The organism is Streptomyces sp. NPDC048606, assembly GCF_040650855.1.
GTDB lineage: Bacteria > Actinomycetota > Actinomycetes > Streptomycetales > Streptomycetaceae > Streptomyces.
Genome location: NZ_JBEZIB010000004.1, coordinates 127,545 through 149,160 on the forward strand (window position 1 = coordinate 127,545; position 21,616 = coordinate 149,160).

Sequence of the window (21,616 nt, forward strand, 5' to 3'; positions counted from 1 at the left end):
AAGGCCCTCCGCGATACGCGGTGGCGGCCTCGCAGACATGTGGTGGTGCGGCGGATCCGGGGCGTTTCCGCGAGGACCCGCGCGGCCGTCCGCCGCGTCGAGGGCGAGCGGATGTGGACCGGCGCGGTCGCTGACGCGCTCGCCCGTATCGAGGACGCGTTCGCACAACCCGGCCGCTATCTGAACGCGCCTCCGGTCTGGCAGCCCGGACTGGAGGTGGAGTACGCCCGCGATGATCTGGAAGAGGCCATGCTCCACCTCCCGCGCGGTGCCAGGCGCGACCTCGGCCGGCTGATCGCCCGCATCGACGAGGAGTTCGAGCGCCGCACCCTGCCCAACCCCGCGCCGGGGACCGCTTCCACGGTGGGCGGCTGGTGGTGGTCGAGGACCCGGGAGCACTGAGGGACGCTCACGAAGCCCCGTACGCCCGGGTCTCCGTCGTGCTCACCGGGTGGCGACGTAGGCATCGGCGTTCGCGAGGGCCGCTTCGGCGGCTCCTGCGGTGAGGGCCTCGCTGCGGATCATGGAAGGAATCCGGGAACGGAAGCACGCCGGGCCATGCGGGCGATCAGCGCAGCCGCAGTCGCCATTGCCTACGGGGCCGCCTTCCGCATCGGCGCCGGCTTCCTCCGGGTGCGACCTTGACCAAAGGCACAGAACGCAGGTGCTCCTCCTCTCACATCAACGGCCGCACTCCGTCCTGGGACGGCCGCGACCGGCGCCGGGGCACCATCGCGGCGACGCGCAGACATGATCCGTACCGGTTCGAACGGCTGTCGACGAAACGGGACAGAAACGGGACGTTCCTGTCGACGGAGCGGCTTGCTCCGCACGGGGTCCCCGGGAGAAGGTTTCTTCCGAACCAAGATCAACTTCGGTGCCCGCAAGCACCGCAACTCAGGGGGAAGACCGTGCAGATCCGCAGGAAGCTCGCCACCGCCGCAGTGACGCTCGCCGTGGCCGGAGCCGGCCTCGTCGCCGGGACGGGGTCGGCGTTCGCCGGCGCCAACGGCCAGCAGATCCAGATCGACGACGCGTCCGGCAGGGCCCAGTCCGTCTACATCAAGGGCTCCAACCAGAACGGCAGCACCGTCGGCAAGTGCTTCAACATCACCCGGGACTCGTCCACGAAGCTGGGCGGCTGGTGGTGGAAGAACAACGTCGAGGTGACCGCCTACACCTACAACAACTGCGGCGGAGGCCGCTTCTACACCCGCAACGCCTGGATCAACACCACCCAGAGCTGGGGTGACTTCCAGGTCGTCAGCGTGCACTGACCCACCCCGCACCGCGGCGGCCGGGAGCGGATTCGCCCCCGGCCGCCGTGCCTTCGTGCCGCCATGCGCTGCCGGGCCGGCGCTGAGCCGGTGGAGGTCCACGTGCCGTCAGCAGGCGTCAGCGGCAGGATTCCTCGGTGGGGGGAACAACCCTTCTGCCGTCGGTCAGACGTCGTAGGGCCAGACGGTGACGCGGTCCCGCGCCGCATCGACCTCGACCCACGATCCGTCGGCGCACTTGGGCGGTGGTGGGTCCGCCAGGTCGAAGAGGATCTGCGCGCCATCCACGTCCAGGGCGGCCACTCCGTCGTCGAAGACGCTCAGCCGCCCACGGAAGACGATGCGGTCGCCGGCTTCGCGCAGCTCGGGCCGGTTCGAGGTGCTCGGCCGGGCGTTGACCGTCCAGGCGAGGTCCTCATCGACGGTCCACTCGACGTACTGTTCCCGCCCCACCGTTTCGGGGCTTCCCGCCCAGATCGCCACGACGGTACCCACCGCCGAGCGCACCCGGACCGGCACGGGGCCCGGCGCGGCTGTTCGGACTGCCTCTACGTCGACCAACACCCCGCCATCATGCACGTTCAAAGCGAGGCTGGTGTAGGCCGCTTGGCAGCCGAGGGTTCAGCGCTCGTCCGTGGCCGGCCGGCGGCGAAGGTGGCTCCAGTCGCCCAGGCGCGTGACGAGGAACCGCTGTGCGAGGGAGCGTATGTCGTTCCACGCCGGATCCGTGGTCAAGGCCGCATGCCAGGGGCCGACGCGGTGGGCTGCGTCGATCTCCCCCAGGCGACGGTTGACCGCCCGCAGGTGATGCCAGCCCTCGGGCTCGGGGACTTCGGCTTCCCCGACCCGGATGCACGCGCGGCAGTAAAGCTCCACTTCCTCGATGAGCTCCTTCGTATCCACCTCGCGCTCGCCGAGCCAGGCGATTTGGTCGTGGGCTTCGGTTGCGAGAAGGCCCATCCAGACCAGCGTTCGGTCGTACTCAAGGGAGACATCGAGACGGTTCACGCACACATGATCGCACTCACTCCCCGTTGACTTGGGAACCGGCTGGAGCGCGATCACGGCACGCAGACACGCCGGCCGCCCACCGCCCTCACCTGCATCGCCGGCTCACCGGGCGGCCCGTGCGCGGGTCGTGAGAAGTCGCCGCAGGCCGAACAGGAGCCGTTCGTGGAAAACGGCGGGGGCCGCGGCTCCGGGGGCGGTTCGCAGGCGTTCGACCTGCCGCATCCGGTCCTGCACCCAGGGGTCCTCCTCCCGGGCGAGCTGCCGTGCGTACTCCGCCTCGTGCCCTCCGGCGGCGAGCCCTTGGAGCATCACCGCGCGCCGCCCGGGCGAGGGAGCGCCCGCCGCTCGCGGGTCGGTGACGAAGAGGGTCGCGTACTCCGGGTGGTCGGGCCACCACTGCGCCATCCAGTGCAGGGCGTGGTCGCGTACGGCGGGGTTGTGATCGGCGGACGCGGAGCGATGCAGCAGTTCACGGACCTCCGGGAGGTGCGTGCAGAGCTCGGTCAGACACTGGAGGGCGGTCAACCGGAGTTCGGGGTTGGGGTTGGGCTTCGCACATTCCAGGAGTGTGGCCATCGCGGCCGGATCATCGCTCCAGGTCTCGCCGAGCACACGGACCGCGGCCCGTCGCAGGCTGATGTGCCGGGTGGACTTGCAGCAGTCGATCAGGAAGTTCCGCGCCTCGGCTTCGAGGCTGTGGCCGATGGCGTCCAGAGCGGTCTCCGCAGACTGCTCCAGGTGATCGTCGGACGATCGGGTTCCGGCACGGGGAGCGAGGCGCAGGGCGTCCCGCATCAGCAACCGGAGATCCTCGGGATGCCTGCGCAACCATGAGGTCAGCGTCTCCTGGCCGTCCCTCACCTCGTTCCATCCGAGCCATTCGAGCAGAACGCTGAGCTCGCCGTACTGGCGGGACCGCCAGGCCGTCATCGCCGATTCCGGGGTCAACTCGGAGCCGAACGCCGTCATGCCCGGCAGGGGAGTACCGGAGAGGTCGCGCTGCTCGGGAAGCGAGTGCACTCGGCCCTCCTGCTCCTCTTCCTGCTCCTCTTCGTGCTCCTCCGCCTGTTCCGGCAGCAGCCCGGTCCGCAGCTCCTCCGCCGTGTCCCGTACCGCGTCGAAGGTATCCTCCCGTGCCCGCCACCGAAGGAAGCGCACCGTGTCGTCGTCCGGGTGACGGCGCACCAGGGAGAGCAGTGCCTCCTTGCGCGCTCCGGGTGTCGGGTCACCGACGGCGCGGGTCTGGAGGAACAAGCGCAGCTCCGCAGCCCCGTCGTGTTCGATCCGGCGGGCCCCAAGGGCCTCCAGCGCGGCCATGCGGACGCTGACTTCGTCGTGGACGGCACTCGTCATGATCGCCTCTGTGACGGTGGTGCTCTCCGGCCACCGCTCGCCCAGGACGGCGAGGGCTCCGCTCCGGGCGTTGACGGACCGTGCGAACCGTGCGTAGGTGATGACGGCGGGGAAGTCACGGTGGAGTGCGCCGGCGAGCTGGGCGGGGACGCTGGACTCCAGGAACTGTCCCCACACGTGAAACCAGGTCAGGTAGCGGTCCCGGCCCACCCAGTTCTCGCTGAACGAACCGAGTGAAGGAGCGACGCTCTTCACCGCGAAGTACGGATGGATGAGGAAGACCTTCCCGAAGCTCTCGGCCCCCGCACTCAGATGTTGGGTGATCCCGTCGACCACCGCGAGGCTCTGAGCACCCAGCGCCCCGATCTTCTTCACCTCGGCCAGCACCCGGACGGCGAGGACCAGCCGGTCCCCGCGATCGGTGAAGGGGGCCGGCCGGACGAGGCTGTCCACCAGCGCGCCGGTGTCGTGTTCCCGAAGCTGCCCGGCCAGCAGCAGGATCACCTCGTGCCAGGTCGCGTCGTCCGCCCTCGGGACCAGGACCTCGCGGACGAGCGCCTCCGGGGTCCACTCCCGTTCGTGCTCGTAGCGGTGGACGATGTCCGCCGCGGCCAGGTACTCCAGGAACGTACGGTGTACGAAGCCCCAGGCGCCCCCGCCGTACCGCGCGAGGATGAAGTTGCGTTCCCGGAGCTGCTGCACCAGGGCGCGGGCGGCGCGGCGCGCGACGTCCGGCCGCACGTCGCAGAGCTGGAGGTACCGGCGGAAGACCTCCTCGACGTCCGCCTCGGGCACGTAGTTGCCCGCGATGCCGCCCGAGCCCTCCTGCATCCTGCGGGCGAGCAGCCGCAGCATCTCCAGGCGCTCGGTCTGACCGAGCAGGTCGAGCGCCTCGGCGACCGGCGCGGACACAGGGGCCGTCGTCAGGTGCTTGGCGTTCTGGTCCCAGCGGGCCACGAGCACGGTGACGGCGTGCTGGTACACCCCGTGCCGGTCGCGGGGGAGGGTCTGCCTGCGGCCGAGGATGGCGAGGATGGTCAACAGGAGCGGGTTCCCGGCCAGTTCGCGCACCGACCGGGAGTGGGCGACCGCGTCCTCGAACCGGGTCACGAGCTGCTCGGTGAGCGCGCCCTGTCCCGGGCAGGCCGTCTCGTACCACCGGCGCGCGAACGCGTGGATACGAGGGGTGTCCAGGTCCTGGATCATGTAGTGGGCGAACCCCGCGCCGTCCAGCGTCTGACGCTGGTAGCCGATGACCCGCGACGTGACGATCACCCGGCAGCGCTCGTGGTGGGCGGCGAACCCGGCGATGCGGCGGGCCGTCTCGGCCCGGACCTCCGGGTCGAAGATCTCGTCGAGCCCGTCGAAGACGAGGATGACGCGTCCCTCGTCGAGCAGTCGGCCCAGGACGGGGAGCGGCAGCCCCATCCCCTGGGTGGTCCACAGGTGTGCCAGGAACTCCGCGAACGTCCGCTGCCGCCAGTCCGGTTGCGCGTAGTGCCGCAGCTCCACGATGAGGGGGATCCGGCCGGCGAGACCGGCGAGGCTTCCGTCGCGACGGTCGTCGCCCGTCAGAGCGAGCGCGAGGTAGTGCGCGAGGGTGGACTTGCCGGCGCCCGGATCGCCGAGGAGCACGACCCGTCCGTTGCCCTCCCGGGCCAGGACGCCGAGTACGTCCTCGGCGGGCTGTCGACGGTACGTCTCCACGAGCGAGTCCAGCAGCTCCAGATCGAGGCCGGGCGGCAGCTCCCCGTCCGCGGTCAGCTCCTCGCCCTTGAGCAGCTGGTCCATCAGCTCGCGGGACAGCTCCACCGGCGGCGGGTCGGCCCGTACGGTCGGTACGACGAACACCTCGCGCAGCTCGACGCTCGGCTGCGCGCTCTGGTCGTTGTCGGGGGTGAGGACCTCCAGGTCGAGGCTCCCGTACGATTCCCGGACGCGGCGCGCGTAGGTCGCGAGCGCCCGATCGCGGGCGGCTTGCCACTCCTCCTCGACGCCCTCGCGCGGGCCGTCGACCCGGCCGTCGTCCCTGGCCGCTTCGAGGCGCGTGACGAGCTGCAGGTGCCTGTTCCGCCACAGGGCCCGGTCCACGAGCGAGCCGCTGACCGGATCGGAGGGCGGCGCGCAGCGCACGCACGCGTCGAGGACCGCCGTCACGACGTCCCAGTCCGGGGGCCGTACGAACTCGCCCTGCAGGAGCCGGTGGACGCCCGACCGGCTCAGGGCCCGGCCGCCGACCGTCGGACTGCGGGCGCTGGTGCGCTCCAACTCCGCGGCGCTGGGCATGCCGGCCGCCCGGTGCACCTCCCGGAGCCAGGCGGCGAACTGCCCGCGTGCCTCGTCTCCCCGCTGCAACGCCGCTCCCTCCCCGGCATCCCGAAACGTCCCGGGACGCCCCGCGTTCCGGCCCTCAGCCTAGGCGGCGACCTGCGGCGCCGGGGCCGGAATCCCGATACGCCCCGGCTTCCGCCACCGGCCGACGGGGCGGCCCAGGGTGCTCCTGTCACCGACGACCGAACGGAGCCCACGATGACGCTGCACGACCTCCTCGACACCCTCGGCCCCATCGGCCTGCTCGTCGCCCTCGGCACGGTCATGGTCTTCGCGGGGGTGGTGCTGCCGACGATCTGGTCGCGCCACGCCTACCGCCGATCCGCCGCCCGCACGACCATGAACACCCTCCTCAGGGCACTGCGCCGGCTCTACCCCTTCTGACGAACGAAGGGCGTACGGCCCAGCGGCATGGTCTCCTTGGCGCCGGGCCGGCACGCCGCCCACTGTCGCCGCGGCCTCGGGCGGCCCCTCCCACCCATCGCACCACCGGACCGCGACAGAGAAGGCACCACCACCATGAACACGACAGAGCAGATCGCCCTCGACCTGGCGATCCGTTACGAGCGGTCGCAGGGACGCCAGGTGACCTACGTGGGTGAAGGGGCGCCGCCCGGGTTCCTGCCGGCCGTGATGGCCTGGGCGCGAGCGCGCCACACCGACGTGCCCGGCCGACCCGGGTGCGACCTCGTGTCGCAGGACGACGCCGGCGACTTCGAGCGCCTGATCGAGGTCAAGGGTCGCGGGAAGGCGACGAGCGTGTCGATCGTGGACCGGCAACGGGACGCCATGAACGCGCTCGGGCCGGACTGGTGGCTGTACGTGGCCGTCGACTGCGCGACCGAGCCCAGGCTCGTGGTGGTCCGCGAGCCGCGCCGGCTGCCGTGGGAGCTGCGTACGCCGGCCGCCGAGCTGCCGGCCGGCCAGTACCGGCGCGTCGGCCAGGAAGCCGTCTGGGACGTCTCCCCGTCGGTGATCCTCGAAGCGGGACTCGTCGTCGAGGTCCCGGCGCCCTGACGGCTGCCGCGCGGACGGGCCCGGAAGGAGGGCGCCGTCCACCTGAGCGGGGCGTGGCGCACGCGCAACGGCCTACGCGCAACGACCTGCGCGCAACGGCCTACGCGGCGCCTGCCGGCTCGATCGCCCGGGTGGCCGAGATCAGCCCGGCCAGCGAGGTACGGGTCTCCGAGAGCGCGGCGATGCGGTCGTCCAGGCCCCGGAGGTGTTCCTGGAGCGTCTCCAGCTTGCAGACGGCGACCGTCCCGTCCTGGCGGATGCACGGCTGTAGGTCGCGGATGACCCTGGTCGGCAACCCCGCGTCCAGCAGCGCCCGGATGCGCCGGACCACGACGGGAGCGTCGTCGGCGTAGCGGCGGTGGCCGCTGTCGAGGCGGTGGGACTCCAGGAGGCCCTGCTCCTCGTAGTAGCGCAGCAACCGGACCGACGTGCCGGTGGTCGTGGCGAGCTCGCCGATCTTCATGTGGTGGTCCTCACAACCCCTTGAATCTCACATGGATGTGAGATCCTAGCGTGGGGGTCATGACGAACACAGACCGCCCCATCGCCCTCTACGGCTTCCTGCGCCCCAGGCCCGAACGCGCGGACGAAGTCCGCGACATCCTCTCCTCCTTCGTGGAACCCACCCGGGGCGAGCCCGGCAACCTGCAGTACCACCTCCACGAGCACGAGGACAGACGCTTCTTCCTGTACGAGGTCTGGCGCTCCCAGGAGGACCTGGACCGGCACAACGCGACGCCCCCACTGCGCGCCTTCCTGGAGAACCTGCCGGTCTTTCTGGAGGGCACCCCCGAGGGCTACTTCAACACCATGATCAGCCCGTACGCCGACTCCCGCCCGGTTCCGGCGGCCTGATCGGCACCCGACTCGGACCGGCTCCCGCGCAGCCCCGCCGGGCGGACGGGTGTTGCCGCGGCTCTCGACCCGGGGCAGGCCGCTGACGAGCCACGGTTCCTGTTGCGGGCGGGGGCGGTGATGCCAGATGTCCCGACAACGTTGCCGATATTCCCGTTGCCGGGGTGCAACGGTCCGTTCACGTTCCATGCTGTGGCTCTCGTCCGGTCGTCGCCGGGGGAGCTGTGCAGCGTCGGGTTCCGGTTCGGCGCGGGTGGATGAAGAGGAACGTGATGGACCGTTCACTGCTGTCGCTGCGCGCGACTTTGGTGTTCTTGCTTGCCGCGTTGGCGGGAGCCGTGGCCGGAGTGCTGACCACGTTCGCCGGCGAGGGGCTCGCCCGTAGCGTGCTGTACGGCCTGGCCGTCGTCGCCCTGGGCGTTCCGTTCTTCAACCGGCTGATCGCGGTCGACGCCGGCGGGGAGCAGCCGGTCCGCGACCGGGCGGAATCGGAGGTCCGCCATGGGTGAGCTGCGGCCGTTGGCGGACGGTCTGACCCCCGAATCACGGGCCTTGGCCCTGGCCTTAAGGGAGCTGTTCGACGGGCTGCGGGTGTCGGTCCGACGGTACGCCGCCCGCCGCACCCGCGACCCGGGCACGTTCTCGCGCTACCTCAGCGGAACCCGCGTACCTCCCTGGGAGGTGGTCATGGACCTGTTCACCGACCTGGCCGAGCAGCGCGGGATGAGCCCGACCCCCGAGGCGATCGAACTCGTACGGGGCCTGCACCGCGCCGCCGTCTCCGCGAGCACCTCGCCCAAGCACGCCATGGAGGTCCTGGAGCAGCAACTCGCCGACGCCGACCGGGTATCCCGGCGCTCCACGGTCCGCGGCGACGTCCTCGGGGACGCGTTGCTGGACCGCCAGCACCGCATCGCGGACCTGGAGGTGCGCCTGAACCACCTGGAGGCCGAGTGGAGCACGGAGCGGGAGCGGGCGGACCGGCTGGCGGCGGCCCACCCCGACATCTCGGAGCTGCTGAGGGAGCGCGACGCGCTTCAGGACGAGGTGGCCCGGCTCTGCACGGAGCTGCTGGCCGCGCAGAAGCAGCACGGCGAGGCCGAGGAGCGCTGCGCCCTGCTGGAACGGCAGCTGGAAGCCGTCGATCAGGTCCACCGGCCCGGTGTGGCCAAGATGCCCGGCGCGGCGCCGACCCCCGCCGCGACGCCCACACCGCAGGGAATGCCCAAGATCCTCGTCGTCGACGACCAGGCGAACAACCTGCTGGCGATGAGCGCCGTGCTCTCGACCCTCGACCAGGAGCTGGTCGCCGTCTCGTCGGGCCGGGAGGCGTTGAAGGCGCTGCTGGACCACGACGACTTCGCGGTGATCATCATGGACGTGCAGATGCCGGACATGGACGGCTACGAGACCGCCGCGCACATCAAGCGTCGTCCCCGCACCCGGGACGTGCCGATCATCTTCCTCACCGCGATGGGCACCGACCCCGAGCACTCCGCCCGCGGCTACGCGGCCGGCGCCGTCGACTACATCTCCAAGCCCTTCGACCCCTGGGTCCTGCGGGCGAAGGTGGCGGTGTTCACGAGCATCTACCTGGAGCGCCACCCGTGACGCCCCGCTCGGGCGATTGACGGCCTACGGATATCCCTGCCCGAGCTCGATCATGGGGATGAGGGCGGCGGCAGCGTCGCAGTGGTGACACGCCTCGGTCCCGGGGCGGAGCAGGGCGTCCAGGGCCCCGTCGAGGCCGAGCTCGGCACCGCCCGGTCCCGCGGTCGATCCCGCGGCCGGTCCGGCGCTCGCGGCGAGCTCGCAGTCGTGGTCGTGGAGCGTGGAGGTGCGGCCGCCGGGATCGGGGCGCAGGACCCAACCCCACCGGGTGGGGGCCGCCGGGCGGTCGAGGTCGCCGCGGTGGGTCGGGACGGCGGAGAGGTCGACTCCGGGGATGGGCCGCAGCTGATCGGCGGTGACCCACGTACGGAACTCCATGGCCTCTACGTCGCCCCGCCCGGCGTACTGCCACAGGGGCGCGCCGATCAGGTAGAGCCACCGGCCGGTGTCGTCGTCGCGGCGGCGCTCATGGAGACGGACGCGCAGGTGCTGGCGCCCGTCGGGCAGCAGCATCATGATCGGCGCCCACCGGGCCGGACCCGGGTCGACCCCGGTGCCGGCGGGTGGGTTCGCCCAGGGGTCGGGGACGGTCGCGCCCACTCACGCCGCCTCCACCCATCGACGTACGCGGGCCTGCCGGCGCAGTTCCGCCATGGTCGCGCCCGGATGGCCGGGCACGGCCCAGAAGGGGTGCGCGGAGATCCGTCGGGAGAGGTAGAGGAGCCGCCGCCGGTGCGCGGTGGCGCCGGCCGTGCGCGGCAGCCGGGCCATGTCCTCGTAGGTGCGGAGCCAGGCCGTCTCCAGGATGAGGAGGTCGTCGGGGAAGCGGATGGACGTCATCCACTGATTCAATCAGATGTTCGATTTCCGGCGCACGGCGAAGCGCACGACGGGGCGCCACGGGATCCGGCGGGCCGTGCAAGCGATCGCACGCGATCGCCGAACGGGAGGCCGCGGAGAACCGTGGCCCACGGGCTCGGGGAGCCGGGGAACATCCCCGCAGGTGCGGGGAGCGGATTTCCTGAGCTGGGAGTCCATGGGGGGAGGAGGCTCCAATGGACCACTTTCGTTGCATCCGGCAAACAGTCCAGGTTTCCCCGTACGCGGCCCCCGATTCCTCCCGCCGGCGCCTCCACGTCGCCGCCCGCCGGTACGGGGAATGGAACGCGCCCCCGTCGCGCTGATCGAGGCAACCTGACACACGACGTCGAGGGAGCCCGCCATGCCCAACGCCCCGTACATCGCACTCGATTCGACCGGCCCCGGAGCCGTCGACGGCCGCCAGATCCGGGCCCTGACCTTCCAGTCCGTACGGCTGGAGTACTTACGCCAGGTCCTCTCCGAGGTCGACCTCGCCCCGGCCGGCAGCCGCGCGCTCGTCGTCGGCAGCGGCCGAGGCCTGCTGGCCCAGGGCCTGGCCCGGCTCGGCTTCGAGGTGGTCGCCACGGACCCGTCCCCGACCGCGACGGCCCTCGCCCAGAAGGCCGACGACGGCCTCGGCGTCACGTACCTGACCTCGTCCGCGGAGACCCTCGACCTGCCGGACGACTCCTTCGACCTGGTCTACTGCGCCGACACCCTGGAGATCACCGAACGTCACAACGCCGTCCTCGCGGAAGCGGCCCGCGTCCTGCGCCCCGGCGGGGCCTTCGTCTACGACACGGTCAACCGCACGCCGCTGTCCCGCCTCATCTACCTCGGCGCCTTCCAGGCCATCCCCGGCACCCGGATCATGCCGCCCGGCCGCTACGCCGCCCACCGCCTGCGCCGCCCGACCGAAGTCGCCCTCGCCCTCGCCCAGGTCGGACTGACCACGAAGGACGTCACGGCGTTCAAGCCGCGCAACGTACAGAGCCTGGTACGCGCCACCCACGGCCGCAGGCGCGGCACCCTGACCGACGAACAACTCCCGGGCCTGGTCGCCATGGTCCTCACCCCGAAGGCCAGCCCGCTGGTGACGTACCTGGGCTACGCGATCCACGCGGCCTGACCACCCGCCCCCGCCCCGCGCCCTCCTGCCGGGCCGGCACGACGACGACGCCGGCGGCAGCCGACACGTCGGCGACGGGGCGCGGGGTACGTGGGCATCGGTCACGGCCGGCATCGGCGCACCCGGACGGCGGGTCAGCTCCGGGAGACCAGCTCGATGGTCACCGGTGCCGCCGAGTCCAGGTCGAGGGTGTCTCCGTCGTCCTCGGACAGAGCCTCGTCGGGGTGATCGGCAGGCACGACGACCAGCATCGTGTGCGGGCGGGGAAGCCAGCCGACGTCCTGGGGAGGGTCATAGCGACCGATGTCGATGATCCGCACCAGCGTCTCGGGGATGCCCACGAGGCAGCTGTCACCGGTGCGAAGGTTCCACGGCTCGGGGTCGGTCTTGAAGAGGCTCATGGTCCACTCCGAGGAGTCGGCCGACACGGCGAAGGCCCGCCGGCCGTTCCACCCGATCTGAGACTGCGGATCGATCTCGGCCCACGGCCACTCGGCGGAAACCTGGAAACGGGACACGTCGGCCACCCGGCCCCGAGCCGGCGGGCAACTCACACGCAGAACGTCGCCGATCCGGAAATCATCGTGCGGTGTGTTCGTTCCCATGCCGCCCCTGTCGTTGCTCGCTCAAGAGCTGCACGGTACCGACTGCCTTCACTGCGGCTGACCCCGAGGGTCATCCCGGACCGCGGAGGCTGCTGCACTGCCGCCGATCGGGCGCAGTACAGCACACCGCTCTTTTGAGTGGACGCCTACCTGAACAGTGCGATGAGGGCGGCAGCTCCGGTGAGCAGACTTCCGATGCCTGTCGCCAAGGCGGCAACCCCGACCAAGGACGACCCCGTTCTTCCACTAGGCTCGGGTTCGGCTGGGGTGGCAGGTTCCATGCCATTCCTCCTTTGGCGCTCGACAGCGATGCGTCAGGAGCCTCACCCAGGTCTCCCCAGACAGGCGGGTGGGGCTCCTTTTTCGCCTGTGAAGCTAGCAGCGGGCACTTCTGGGTGGATCACGATTCAGCTCATGCACGATGCGACCTGCGGCGGAGCACGGCTCACCTCACTTTCGGGTTTTCGGGAGTGCGGCGCGAAAGTTCCCATTTTTCAACTTCCGCAGCTGGCTTTTTTGCCCACCCAAGGCCACCTGAGACCCTCCGGTCGTCAGCTCAGTACCACCAAACCCTTGTCGATGAAAATCGGAATGCCTCATAGAGGGATTTTCCGGATGGGCTTGGTTGGCCGGAACTGACCGATCAACGAGAACCTTCGGCGCCAGCACGAACGACCCGGACGCCGAGCACCACAGCCGCTCGGCGTGCCGTGGGTCGATGGCGGACGTGACAAGAGTTCCCCACCCCAACTCCACTCAGCGGGCCCCGCCAAGCAGCCCTGCAGAACGGCGCGGTGGACACCGGTACGGGGACCATCTCTGCGCGTGAGGGGGCCGAGTACCGCTCTTCGAGCGCCCCCGTCCGCTGACGCGAACACGCGCACGGCAAGGAGGTGATGGCATCGGCCGTACAACCATCGGCCGCGGTGAGTGATCTGCTCCTGTGTACGCCGTCATCGCACAGGGGAGAGCCGTGAACCACCGCACCGCCACTGCCGTACTTTCGGCCGTAGTCGTCGCCGCCGCGCTGACCGCCTGCGGCAGCAGCGACACGGGCACGGACAAGCCCTCGGCGAAGGAGTCGCCCGCTGCCGCACCGCCCGCTGCCGCACCAAGCGCTGCCGCACCGAGCGCTGCCACCACGCCGAAGGCGTCGAGCAGCCCGTCGGCCGCAGCCGAGGGGCCCAAGGGCAAGGGGATTCCGCCCAAGCCGGATGCTGCGACGCAGGCGAAGTACATCGCCGCCCTGACTGCCATCGACCCGGACATCGTCAACACCAAGCCTGACAAGGCGGTCGACCGGGGCCGCAACCAGTGCGAGACGATCGCCAACTTCCCCAAGGACGACCAGAAGCAGGTCGACCTCACCAACCAGAGGTTCACCTCGCCCAACCACCCGGACGGATTCGGGCCGGCCAAGGCGGCCAAGATCCGCGACGCGGTCCACACGCACCTCTGCCCCACGTACTAGGCAGGACCCGAGGTCGCTGCGGGTGGCCGCCTCACGGGGCGCCCCGCGTCTCGGAGTCCGTGCGCTCGCCGGCGGGCAGTGGAAGCCGGAACCGACTTCCACTGCCCGCTCGGCACCGAGTACGCGCCGAGCAACAGCCCGTCAGCTCAACCTTGACGGACCTGCGCTCACTGCACTCTTCCAAGGGAACCGAAGACGCGGACCACCCACTGATCCATGCGGGCTGCGAAATCGCCTGCTGAGGTGATGTCCGAAGCCGGCAAAGGTCCGAGTTCGTCGAGGCCTCGAAGAAGTCCACGTCAGCCCAGCCACCACGAAACAGAACCACATGCAGCTCGGCCTCCGACGAACTCGATATCACCACCCCGAGTGAGTCGGGATCGTCCACACGAGCCCTGTCGGTCTCCAGGGGCTGGGGCCACGGCGCTCCCCACGGGGACAAGGAAGGAACTCCGATATGTCTCAGTCTGCTGTCACCCGCCTGCGTCAGCTACTCCCGGCACCCGTCTCCGGAGGAGACGCGGTGGACTGGAAAGGGCTCGCCGAGGCGGTGCAGCTGGAACTCCCAGAGGATTACCGCGAGTTCGTTGAGTCGTACGGTGGGGGAGAGATCGACGAGTACCTGTCCGTCAGCACGCCTCCCGTCCCGGGATCGCCGTACGGAGATCTCCTCGACAGAGTCGATCCCGCACTCTCGGACCGGGACCGCCAGGAGCTGGGCGCTCTGATTGGAGGGCAGGACTTGCCTCCCCTGTTGCCCTTCGCGGACTCGGCGAGCAGCGATGTCGCCTTCTGGCTGCGAGAGGGCGCCGCCGACAACTGGAGGGTGGCCATTTTCCGGAGGCAGGCGCCGTGGGGGACGAACCGTTGGACGGTCTTCGACGGTGGCATGGCGGAGTTCTGCCTGGCCGCCCTGACCGGAGTGGTGGATCCGTTCAGCGAGAGGATCGCGGGATCAGGACCCCACGTGTTCGTGAGCTGGCGCGACGTGCTCCGCCACGAATCCTCCTGGGCTACTTGACCAGCCGGAAAGCGGGGTGCGCGGCCCATGACCGCAGGAACTCCGCCGTTCCCAGTGCGGCCAGGTCGTCGTCCGTGATCCCCACCAGCCCCGGAAGGCCGGCAACGACCGACGCCTGTCCGTCCGACAGCTCGACGTTGGCCACGCCTCCGATGACGTCCATGACAGCGGCGGTCAGCAGGGCCGTGGTCACGTGGTCGATCTCGCGATTGCAGCAGGCGCTGACGTTCACGGCGTGGGTCGGTCTGAAGCCGAGGACGACCTCCACGTCAGGCCCGTCCGCGTGCTCGGCTTCGAAGACGTTCTCGTCGCCGACACCCGGTCCCATCAAGTAGACCAGGAAGGGCCGACGCCAGTCCTCGCGCTCCGGATCGAATCCCACCAGGGCCATGAGCTCCTCGTCCGCGGTGGCGTTGCCGAGAAGCGGAAGCGGAACCGGGAACGGCTTCCGCCGCTCCTCCTCCTGCCCGTCCTCGACGCCCAGCCTCTCCGCGTGCACGTTGACATCGAAGAAACCGGGCCGCTTCTCGTCGAAGTGGGAGGAGAGCCCCACGATCAACGCACGGAACTCCCTCAGCACGGCCGAGGAGAGCGGCGCCGCCAACTCGATCACCAACGTCGGTCCGGACATGCGGGGAGCCTAGTTCGATCGGCTCCGCGACCGCTCAGGATTTTCCCGCACCGCACCGACGGCGCCGGGATCCTGTCCGGCGGTCGGGGCGACGGCGTTGGTCAGGGCGACCGTTCCGCTTCGCGGGATTCGGGGACGCCGGTCCAGGGCGCGGTGAGGGTGGCGGCCAGGGAGATGGCGGCGAGCAGGGCGAACAGCGGGCCGTAGCCGCCCAGGGGGACCGCGAGCGTGGCCCCGGCGAACGGTGCGAGGGCCGCTGCCGCCTGGGCGGGTGCGCCGAGGAGTCCGGAGAGCCGGCCGTAGTGGGTGGTGCCCCAGCGGTCGGTGACGGCGGTGGCCTGGAGGAGGGTGAGGTTGCCCCGGACGAGCCCGGCCAGGACGGACAGCACGACGAGGAGCCCGTACGGTCCGGGGACCAGGGCGAGGGCCGTCGTGGTCAGTCCGCCGAGCCCGACCAGGGTGGTGGTGCGGGTCATGACGCCGGTGTGGCGGGCGAGGGCGGCGTAGAGGACGCGGCCCAGGACCTGTCCGGCGCCGCCGAGTCCGAGGACCCAGGCGGCCTGGGTGGTGGTGTAGCCGCGTTCCAGGAGGAGCGGGACGAGGCCGATGAGGACGGCGAACATCGCGAACGAGGACAGGGTGAAGGTCGCGGCGAGCATCCGGAACGCCCGGCCGCGTACGGCGGGGTCGGGCGCGGCGGTCGGCCGGTCGGGGCCTACGGGCGCCGGCGGCCAGGGGGCGCGGAGGGCGAGGGCGTGGGTGGGGATCGTCAGGGCGGCGAGGATCGCGGCGAGGACGGCGTAGGTGGTGCGCCAGGAGTGGTGGTCGGCGAGGACGGCGGTCAGCGGGGCGAAGACGGTGGAGGCCAGTCCTCCGGCGAGGGTGACGATGGTCAGGGCGCGGACGTGGTCGGGGGCCCACCAGCGGGTGAGGGCGGCGAAGGCGGGCGGGTAGAAGGTGGCGGCCATGGAGACGCCGGCCAGGAGCCATCCGGCTGCGAAGACCGCGAGGTTGGGCGCGGCGGCCACGATGAGGAGGCTGAGCGGGGCGAGGACGGAGCCGGCCGTCATGACCCTGTGGGGCCCTTGGCGGTCGAGTACGCGGCCGACGTGGATGCCGACGACGGCGGAGACGACGAGCGCCGCGGAGAACGCGGCCGTGGTCAGGCCGGCGGGCCAGCCGGTGGCGGCGGTGATGGCGGGGTTGAGGACGGGGAAGGCGTAGTAGAGGACGCCCCAGCTGGTGATCTGCGTGACGCACAGGGCGGGGAGGACGGCACGTGGCCGCGGGCGGACCCCCGTTCCGGTCGCGGCCACGTCGGCCTGGGTGTTCGGCACCGTCAGCAGCCGCCGGAGGAGACGGCGGCGGGGGCGGGGCCGGAGGCACCGAAGGTGAGGAGGGTCGGCGCGGCGCAGCAGCCGCCGCCCTGCTCCCGCTCCCGCTCGGTGGGTTCGGGCTGGTCGAAGAGGCCGGCTCCGCCGCACGCACCGGTTTCCGGGAGGGTGAGTTCGACGCGTTCGGCGGCCGCCCGGTCCCCGGCGAGGTGGGCGGCGATGGAGCGGACCTGTTCGTAGCCGGTCATGGCCAGGAAGGTGGGGGCGCGGCCGTAGGACTTCATGCCGACGAGGTAGAGGTCCTTCTCCGGGTGGGAGAGCTCGGCCTGGCCGTGGGGGTGGACGGTGCCGCAGGAGTGCTGGTTGGGGTCGATGAGGGGTGCGAGGGCGAGGGGAGCCTGGAGGCGTTCGTCGAGGCCGAGGCGGAGTTCGTCCAGGAAGCTCAGGTCGGGGCGGAAGCCGGTGAGCACGATGACCTCGTCCACGGGGTCCAGGCGGCGGCCGTCCTCGCCGACCAGGACCAGGCGGCCGTCGCCGTCCCGCTCGAAGGCGTCGGTACGAAAGCCCGTGACGGCGTCGGCGTGGCCGTCGTCGACCGCCGCCTTCGCGGCCAGGCCGAGGGCGCCGCGGGCGGGCAGCTGGTCGGCGTCCCCGCCGCCGAAGGTGGAGCCGGAGATTCCGCGGCGCAGGATCCACGTGGCATGGGTGCCGGCGCCCGCGGCGGTCCCGGCGAGGTCGGCGAGGTAGGCCAGCGCGGTGAAGGCGGAGGCGCCGGAGCCGATGACGGCGGTGCGCTTGCCGGCGTAGCGGGCGCGGACGGCGGGGTCCCGCAGGTCGGGGACGCGGTGGGTGATCCGGTCCGCGGCAGCCCGCTCCCCCAGTGCCTTCAGGCCGTCGCCTCCGGCGGGGCCCGGGTTGGACCAGGTGCCGGAGGCGTCGATGACGGCGCGGGCGGACACGCGCTCCTCGCGGCCGTCGCCGGTCTCGACGTGGACGGTGAAGGGCTGGGTGTCGCGGTCGGCGTCGACGACGCGGTCGCGGCCGGCCCGGGAGACGCCGGTGACGCGGGCGCCGTAGCGGACCCGGTCGCCGAGCGCGTCGGCGAGGGGCTGGAGGTAGAGGGCGGCCCAGTCCCCGCCGGTGGGGTACCCGGCGGGGTCGGGCTTCGTCCAGCCGGTCCGTAGGAGGAGCTTCTCGGCGGCGGGGTCGACGACTTCGCCCCAGGTGGAGAACAGGCGTACGTGCGACCACTCCCGTGTGGCGGTTCCGGCGTGGGGGCCGGCTTCGAGGACGAGGAAGTCCAGGCCTCGCTCGCGAAGGTGGGCGGCGGCCGCCAGGCCGGCGGGACCGGCGCCGATCACGACGGTGGGCAGTTCGGTGGTGGTGTCGCTCATGGCGTGTCTCCGGGTCTTCGACGGGCGGGCGGGCGGACCGGCGGGCGGGCCGGTGGGCGGGCGGGCCGGCGGACGCGGTCCGGGGTGGCGGGTGCGGTTCGGGTGCGGACCGCACCCGCCATGACGATGCCCCCGCCCCCTCGGTGTTTCGATGTTTGTCGATGTCGGCTTGCGTGATCAGCATGGCACTTGCTTCGATGACCGTCAACATAGACGTTTATCTAATTCATGGGTGTCGGCGGAGCGTGCCGGGCCTCTGCCGCGCTGATTCGACGTATGTCAACATAGACGTATGTCGAATGCGAAGGTTCTGCCGCTCCTGGAGCCCGAGGTCGTCGCCCCGTGCTGCCCCCCGCTCAACGAGCGCCCCATGTCCGCGGACGAGGCCGAGGTCGCCGCGAGGATGTTCAAGGCCCTGGGCGATCCGGTCCGGCTGCGCCTGTTCTCCGCCGTCGCCTCCCACGAGGGCGGGGAGGCGTGCGTGTGCGACATCTCCGACGTGGGCGTCTCCCAGCCCACCGTCTCGCACCACCTGAAGAAGCTGAAGGAGGCCGGACTGCTGTCCTCCGAACGGCGCGGGACCTGGGTGTACTACCGCGTCGAGCCCGCCGTCCTCGCCTCGATGGGCGCGCTCCTGTCCGGCGCGGCCGGGGCTGCGGGGGCCGGGGCGTGAGCGCGGTGCGGATCGGGGCGCTGCTGCCCGAGCACGGCGAGCAGGTCCTGGCCATCTACCAGGCCGGGATCGACGAGGGCGACGCCACCTTCGAGACGCGGGCCCCGCAGTGGTCGGCGTTCGATGAGGGGAAGCTGCCCGGGCACCGGTTCGTCGCCCTCGACGGCGACGGGCGCGTGCTCGGGTGGATCGCGGCGAGCGCCGTCTCCGACCGGTGCGCGTACGCGGGCGTGGTCGAGCACTCCGTGTACGTCCACCCCGACGCCCGCGGCCGGGGCGTCGCCCGTACGCTCCTGGACGCGCTGATCGCCTCGACGGAGGCGGCCGGGATCTGGACGATCCAGTCCGGGATCTTCCCCGAGAACACCGCGAGCCTCCGGCTCCACGAGCGGGCCGGCTTCCGGACCGTCGGCACCCGCGAACGGCTCGGCCGCCACCACGGCACGTGGCGGGACGTCGTCCTCCTGGAGCGCCGCAGCCGTCTGGTGACGTGACCCGACCGTCTGGGACTTCGGGCACCCGGGCGGCGTACGGGAGCGCGGGGTCATGGGATCCGGCCGCGGCGCGATGATCCCCGCCCGGCGGTCTACTCGGCCATCTCCTCGGGAGAGAGACGGGTGATCTTCATGCCCGCCTCCGTCTCCACCAGAGTCACCGCACCGATCCAGTCGCCCTCCGGGTACTCCCAGTTGGCCGGGTCCTCCAGGACCGCCGGGAGCTCGTCACGAGGTATCGACTCCCCGTGCCGGTAGCCTTCCCCACCCGACGGGGGCGTCCACGGCACGAGTCGACAGACGTCGATCCATCCGCGATCGATGAGGCCGAGCAGGATCTGAGCCAACTCCGCCACGGGCCGGGACTGGTCGGCCTCGTCGAGGTCTCCCCAGACGCCCGCCAGGATGTCGATCTCGTACGAGCTGACCATGAAGGCTTCCTCGGACTTGGTCAATGCCTGCCACTCACGCTCGCTCATGCGCCGATCATCGCATTGCGGTGCGTCGTGACGCGGGCGTCCCGTCGTCGCCCTCGGTCCTGCCGCGCGTGAAGATGACCGCGACCAGTGCCAGGCCCACCACGGCGCCGATCAGCTGCATGGCGACGAAGCCGGGTACCGAGGCCGGGGCGATCCCGGCGAAGGTGTCGGTGAAGGCGCGGCCGAGGGTGACGGCGGGGTTGGCGAAGGAGGTGGAGGAGGTGAACCAGTAGGCGGCGCCGATGTACGAGGCCACCGCGACGGGTGCGAGGCGGAGCCTGTCCGTACGGGCGAGGCCGAAGATCAGCAGGATCAGGCCCGCGGTGGCGACGAGCTCGCCGAGGAGGAGGTTGCCGGCCGAGCGGTCGTGGGTGGACCACTTCACGAGGGGCTCGCCGAACATGGCGTCGGCGAGGACCGCACCCGCGATGGCGCCGACGATCTGCGCGGGGACTCCTCGGGCAGATGAGGCATCGGCGAGCGGGCCCGCCGGGGGCTCAGGGGCAGGACCGCTTGAGGTTCGCCTCGGCGGTGAGGCGCGCGGTCCGGGCGAGGTCGGCGAACTGACCGGCGAGGGTTTCGATGACGTCCGGGCGCAGGCGGTAGTAGGTGAACCGTCCGCAGGGCTCGGTCTCCACGACCCCGGCCTCCCGCAGCACCTTCAGGTGGTTGGAGAGGTTCGTCTGCCTGGCGCCCGTCTCCTCCACCAGGTGGGTGGTGCAGAGCGTTTCGCGGGCGAGGAGGGTCACGATCCGGAGCCTGAGGGGGTCGGCCAGAACCCGCATCAGATCAGTGTCGACTGACGTCATCATGTACTGATACTTTCACATCAGTCGGCACTGACACCAGCCCGAGCCGGCCTGTCCGGGCCGCCGCGACGCCACCACAGCCGCCTCACCCCGGAAGAACAGATGTCCACCGCTCCCGCCGCCTCCGTGCTGTTCGTCTGCGTCCACAACGCCGGCCGTTCCCAGATGGCGGCCGGGTTCCTGCGCCACCTCGCCGGCGACCGGGTCGAGGTCCGCTCCGCCGGCTCCGTGCCCGGCGACCGGGTCAACCCCTCCGCGGTGGCCGCCATGGCCGAGCTGGGCATCGACATCTCCGACCAGACCCCGAAGGTGCTGACCCCGGAGGCCGCCCAGGCCTCGGACTACATCATCACCATGGGCTGCGGCGACGCCTGCCCGTACTTCCCCGGCAAGACCTACCTCGACTGGCAGCTCGAAGACCCGGCCGGCCAGGGCGTCGAGGCCGTCCGCCCCATCCGCGACGAGATCCGGGGCCTCGTCGAGGGCCTGATCGCCGAGATCGACGCGAAGAAGCCGAGCTGACGTCATCCGGTGCCGAGACTGTTGCCCCTCGCGTCGATCACGACGCGGAGATGATCACTGCGACGGCCGGCGACCCGGTGGGGGGCGGGAATCCGCCGGGTGTCTACAGTGCGGCCATGGCCGTTCCCGAGATCATCCCCATCGCGTATGAGCCGGACCATCGAACGAGCACCATCGGCCGCTTCGACCGCGGCCAGTTCCTGGCTTCGATCACCTACGCGTTCCCCGAAGGGTTCGTGATGGGGGACGGCTGGGAGGAGCGCAAGCGGCTGTTCGTCGTGCTCCACACGTTCGACGCCGCCGGTCACCATCAGGAGTCCGACATCTGGTGCGCCGGCACCTGGGCGGAGCAGACGAGGCGTCGGTGGGGCGACGACTCCGTGACCGCCCGCGCGGAAGCACGGCTGGAAGCCGTCCTCTCCCGCCTCCCGGGCCGCGAGTACGGCGACATCGCGATCCGGCCGTTCCGGGTCACCGACGACGATGTGGTCTTCGGCCTCGTCGCCGAATGCCGTGCCGAAGACCGAGACGGCGAGGAAGACCGGGCTGAGCTGTATCCCGACGGGCTGGGGTTCTCGGCACCTTGGGATGGCCTGTACGACACCTGACGCACCAGCCGATCAGACCGGCCCACCACCGGCCCACCACCGGCCCACCACCGGCCCACCACCGGTCGGGCGCCCGATCGCGAACTCTGACGAACGATGCCGACCCGGCAGCGAACCGTCCACGCCACGC

Annotated in this window: 26 protein-coding genes and 1 pseudogene; 14 read left to right on the plus strand and 13 right to left on the minus strand. The window is 71.2% G+C overall.

Annotated elements, in window-relative coordinates; all coding sequences use genetic code 11:
- Positions 1 to 45 precede the first annotated feature (45 nt).
- Both AB0D01_RS06305 and AB0D01_RS06310 read left to right on the plus strand, forming a co-directional pair.
- On the plus strand, positions 46 to 402 hold the full coding sequence (locus AB0D01_RS06305) for a hypothetical protein (RefSeq protein ID WP_363053873.1): 357 nt from the start codon (positions 46 to 48) through the stop codon (positions 400 to 402).
- Between the two features lie 509 nt (positions 403 to 911).
- Positions 912 to 1,277: a hypothetical protein gene (locus tag AB0D01_RS06310; protein WP_363053874.1), complete on the plus strand. Its 366-nt coding sequence runs from the start codon at positions 912 to 914 to the stop codon at positions 1,275 to 1,277.
- Positions 1,278 to 1,442: 165 nt separating this feature from the next.
- Here the strand turns inward: AB0D01_RS06310 and AB0D01_RS06315 are convergent, their stop codons facing one another.
- The 3 genes from AB0D01_RS06315 to AB0D01_RS06325 all read right to left on the minus strand — a co-directional run bounded on the left by AB0D01_RS06315 (position 1,443) and on the right by AB0D01_RS06325 (position 5,996).
- A complete protein-coding gene (locus AB0D01_RS06315; protein ID WP_363053875.1) occupies positions 1,443 to 1,772 on the minus strand; it encodes a hypothetical protein in 330 nt (109 codons plus the stop codon).
- 126 nt (positions 1,773 to 1,898) lie between these two features.
- Positions 1,899 to 2,285: a hypothetical protein gene (locus AB0D01_RS06320; protein WP_363053876.1), complete on the minus strand. Its 387-nt coding sequence runs from the start codon at positions 2,283 to 2,285 to the stop codon at positions 1,899 to 1,901.
- A 105-nt stretch (positions 2,286 to 2,390) separates the two neighbouring features.
- On the minus strand, positions 2,391 to 5,996 hold the full coding sequence (locus AB0D01_RS06325) for a HEAT repeat domain-containing protein (protein ID WP_363053877.1): 3,606 nt from the start codon (positions 5,994 to 5,996) through the stop codon (positions 2,391 to 2,393).
- 174 nt (positions 5,997 to 6,170) lie between these two features.
- On the opposite strand from AB0D01_RS06325, the gene AB0D01_RS06330 reads away from it, so the two are divergent.
- Both AB0D01_RS06330 and AB0D01_RS06335 read left to right on the plus strand, forming a co-directional pair.
- The gene (locus AB0D01_RS06330; RefSeq protein ID WP_363053878.1) at positions 6,171 to 6,356 is read left to right on the plus strand and encodes a hypothetical protein; all 186 of its coding nucleotides are present in this window, start codon (positions 6,171 to 6,173) and stop codon (positions 6,354 to 6,356) included.
- A 135-nt stretch (positions 6,357 to 6,491) separates the two neighbouring features.
- Positions 6,492 to 6,989, plus strand: a complete 498-nt coding sequence (locus tag AB0D01_RS06335) for a DUF3883 domain-containing protein (protein WP_363053879.1) — start codon at positions 6,492 to 6,494, stop codon at positions 6,987 to 6,989.
- A 100-nt stretch (positions 6,990 to 7,089) separates the two neighbouring features.
- Here AB0D01_RS06335 and AB0D01_RS06340 read toward each other — a convergent pair whose 3' ends face one another.
- Entirely contained in the window at positions 7,090 to 7,452 is a 363-nt protein-coding gene (locus AB0D01_RS06340) for a MerR family transcriptional regulator (RefSeq protein WP_363053880.1), read from the minus strand.
- A 59-nt stretch (positions 7,453 to 7,511) separates the two neighbouring features.
- On the opposite strand from AB0D01_RS06340, the gene AB0D01_RS06345 reads away from it, so the two are divergent.
- The 3 genes from AB0D01_RS06345 to AB0D01_RS06355 all read left to right on the plus strand — a co-directional run bounded on the left by AB0D01_RS06345 (position 7,512) and on the right by AB0D01_RS06355 (position 9,455).
- Positions 7,512 to 7,844, plus strand: a complete 333-nt coding sequence (locus tag AB0D01_RS06345; RefSeq protein ID WP_363053881.1) for a putative quinol monooxygenase — start codon at positions 7,512 to 7,514, stop codon at positions 7,842 to 7,844.
- A gap of 272 nt (positions 7,845 to 8,116) precedes the next feature.
- On the plus strand, positions 8,117 to 8,353 hold the full coding sequence (locus AB0D01_RS06350) for a hypothetical protein (protein WP_363053882.1): 237 nt from the start codon (positions 8,117 to 8,119) through the stop codon (positions 8,351 to 8,353).
- Complete coding sequence (locus AB0D01_RS06355) at positions 8,346 to 9,455, plus strand: response regulator (protein WP_363053883.1); 1,110 nt, start codon at positions 8,346 to 8,348, stop codon at positions 9,453 to 9,455. Before AB0D01_RS06350 ends, AB0D01_RS06355 begins: the two co-directional genes overlap by 8 nt.
- Before the next feature lie 24 nt (positions 9,456 to 9,479).
- On the opposite strand, the gene AB0D01_RS06360 is transcribed toward AB0D01_RS06355, so the two are convergent.
- Positions 9,480 to 10,055 carry a DUF6233 domain-containing protein gene (locus tag AB0D01_RS06360; RefSeq protein ID WP_363053884.1) on the minus strand — a complete coding sequence of 192 codons (576 nt, stop codon included), beginning with the start codon at positions 10,053 to 10,055 and terminating at the stop codon, positions 9,480 to 9,482.
- Positions 10,056 to 10,295 (minus strand): hypothetical protein, encoded by a 240-nt coding sequence (locus AB0D01_RS06365; protein WP_363053885.1) that lies wholly within the window; start codon positions 10,293 to 10,295, stop codon positions 10,056 to 10,058.
- 382 nt (positions 10,296 to 10,677) lie between these two features.
- Here AB0D01_RS06365 and AB0D01_RS06370 point away from each other — a divergent pair, with 382 nt between their 5' ends.
- Positions 10,678 to 11,445 (plus strand): methyltransferase domain-containing protein, encoded by a 768-nt coding sequence (locus AB0D01_RS06370; RefSeq protein ID WP_363053886.1) that lies wholly within the window; start codon positions 10,678 to 10,680, stop codon positions 11,443 to 11,445.
- 134 nt (positions 11,446 to 11,579) lie between these two features.
- Here AB0D01_RS06370 and AB0D01_RS06375 read toward each other — a convergent pair whose 3' ends face one another.
- Complete coding sequence (locus tag AB0D01_RS06375; protein WP_363053887.1) at positions 11,580 to 11,963, minus strand: hypothetical protein; 384 nt, start codon at positions 11,961 to 11,963, stop codon at positions 11,580 to 11,582.
- Between the two features lie 1,060 nt (positions 11,964 to 13,023).
- On the opposite strand from AB0D01_RS06375, the gene AB0D01_RS06380 reads away from it, so the two are divergent.
- Positions 13,024 to 13,521: a hypothetical protein gene (locus AB0D01_RS06380; RefSeq protein ID WP_363053888.1), complete on the plus strand. Its 498-nt coding sequence runs from the start codon at positions 13,024 to 13,026 to the stop codon at positions 13,519 to 13,521.
- A gap of 523 nt (positions 13,522 to 14,044) precedes the next feature.
- On the plus strand, positions 14,045 to 14,542 hold the full coding sequence (locus AB0D01_RS06385) for an SMI1/KNR4 family protein (RefSeq protein ID WP_363053889.1): 498 nt from the start codon (positions 14,045 to 14,047) through the stop codon (positions 14,540 to 14,542).
- Here AB0D01_RS06385 and AB0D01_RS06390 read toward each other — a convergent pair.
- The 3 genes from AB0D01_RS06390 to AB0D01_RS06400 form a co-directional block, all read right to left on the minus strand.
- The gene (locus tag AB0D01_RS06390) at positions 14,535 to 15,173 is read right to left on the minus strand and encodes a DUF6368 family protein (protein WP_363053890.1); all 639 of its coding nucleotides are present in this window, start codon (positions 15,171 to 15,173) and stop codon (positions 14,535 to 14,537) included. The genes AB0D01_RS06385 and AB0D01_RS06390 overlap by 8 nt on opposite strands.
- Before the next feature lie 101 nt (positions 15,174 to 15,274).
- Positions 15,275 to 16,516: an MFS transporter gene (locus AB0D01_RS06395; protein ID WP_363054029.1), complete on the minus strand. Its 1,242-nt coding sequence runs from the start codon at positions 16,514 to 16,516 to the stop codon at positions 15,275 to 15,277.
- The gene (locus AB0D01_RS06400; protein WP_363053891.1) at positions 16,513 to 17,901 is read right to left on the minus strand and encodes an FAD-dependent oxidoreductase; all 1,389 of its coding nucleotides are present in this window, start codon (positions 17,899 to 17,901) and stop codon (positions 16,513 to 16,515) included. The genes AB0D01_RS06395 and AB0D01_RS06400 overlap by 4 nt, the downstream gene beginning before the upstream one ends.
- Positions 17,902 to 18,193: 292 nt before the next feature.
- Between AB0D01_RS06400 and AB0D01_RS06405 the strand changes: the two genes are divergently transcribed.
- Both AB0D01_RS06405 and AB0D01_RS06410 read left to right on the plus strand, forming a co-directional pair.
- Positions 18,194 to 18,574, plus strand: a complete 381-nt coding sequence (locus tag AB0D01_RS06405; protein ID WP_363053892.1) for a metalloregulator ArsR/SmtB family transcription factor — start codon at positions 18,194 to 18,196, stop codon at positions 18,572 to 18,574.
- Positions 18,571 to 19,068, plus strand: coding sequence for an N-acetyltransferase family protein (locus AB0D01_RS06410; protein ID WP_363053893.1), 498 nt, complete (start codon positions 18,571 to 18,573; stop codon positions 19,066 to 19,068). The genes AB0D01_RS06405 and AB0D01_RS06410 overlap by 4 nt, the downstream gene beginning before the upstream one ends.
- Positions 19,069 to 19,160: 92 nt before the next feature.
- Here the strand turns inward: AB0D01_RS06410 and AB0D01_RS06415 are convergent, their stop codons facing one another.
- From AB0D01_RS06415 to AB0D01_RS06425, 3 genes and pseudogenes are all read right to left on the minus strand, one after another.
- A complete protein-coding gene (locus AB0D01_RS06415; protein WP_363053894.1) occupies positions 19,161 to 19,547 on the minus strand; it encodes a hypothetical protein in 387 nt (128 codons plus the stop codon).
- A 7-nt stretch (positions 19,548 to 19,554) separates the two neighbouring features.
- A pseudogene (locus tag AB0D01_RS06420) lies at positions 19,555 to 20,001 on the minus strand (aquaporin family protein); the annotation flags it as partial.
- A 43-nt stretch (positions 20,002 to 20,044) separates the two neighbouring features.
- Positions 20,045 to 20,359, minus strand: a complete 315-nt coding sequence (locus AB0D01_RS06425) for a metalloregulator ArsR/SmtB family transcription factor (RefSeq protein ID WP_363053895.1) — start codon at positions 20,357 to 20,359, stop codon at positions 20,045 to 20,047.
- 99 nt (positions 20,360 to 20,458) lie between these two features.
- Here AB0D01_RS06425 and AB0D01_RS06430 point away from each other — a divergent pair, with 99 nt between their 5' ends.
- Positions 20,459 to 20,878, plus strand: a complete 420-nt coding sequence (locus AB0D01_RS06430) for an arsenate reductase ArsC (RefSeq protein WP_363053896.1) — start codon at positions 20,459 to 20,461, stop codon at positions 20,876 to 20,878.
- A gap of 116 nt (positions 20,879 to 20,994) precedes the next feature.
- Positions 20,995 to 21,486: a hypothetical protein gene (locus AB0D01_RS06435; RefSeq protein ID WP_363053897.1), complete on the plus strand. Its 492-nt coding sequence runs from the start codon at positions 20,995 to 20,997 to the stop codon at positions 21,484 to 21,486.
- Positions 21,487 to 21,616 lie beyond the last annotated feature (130 nt).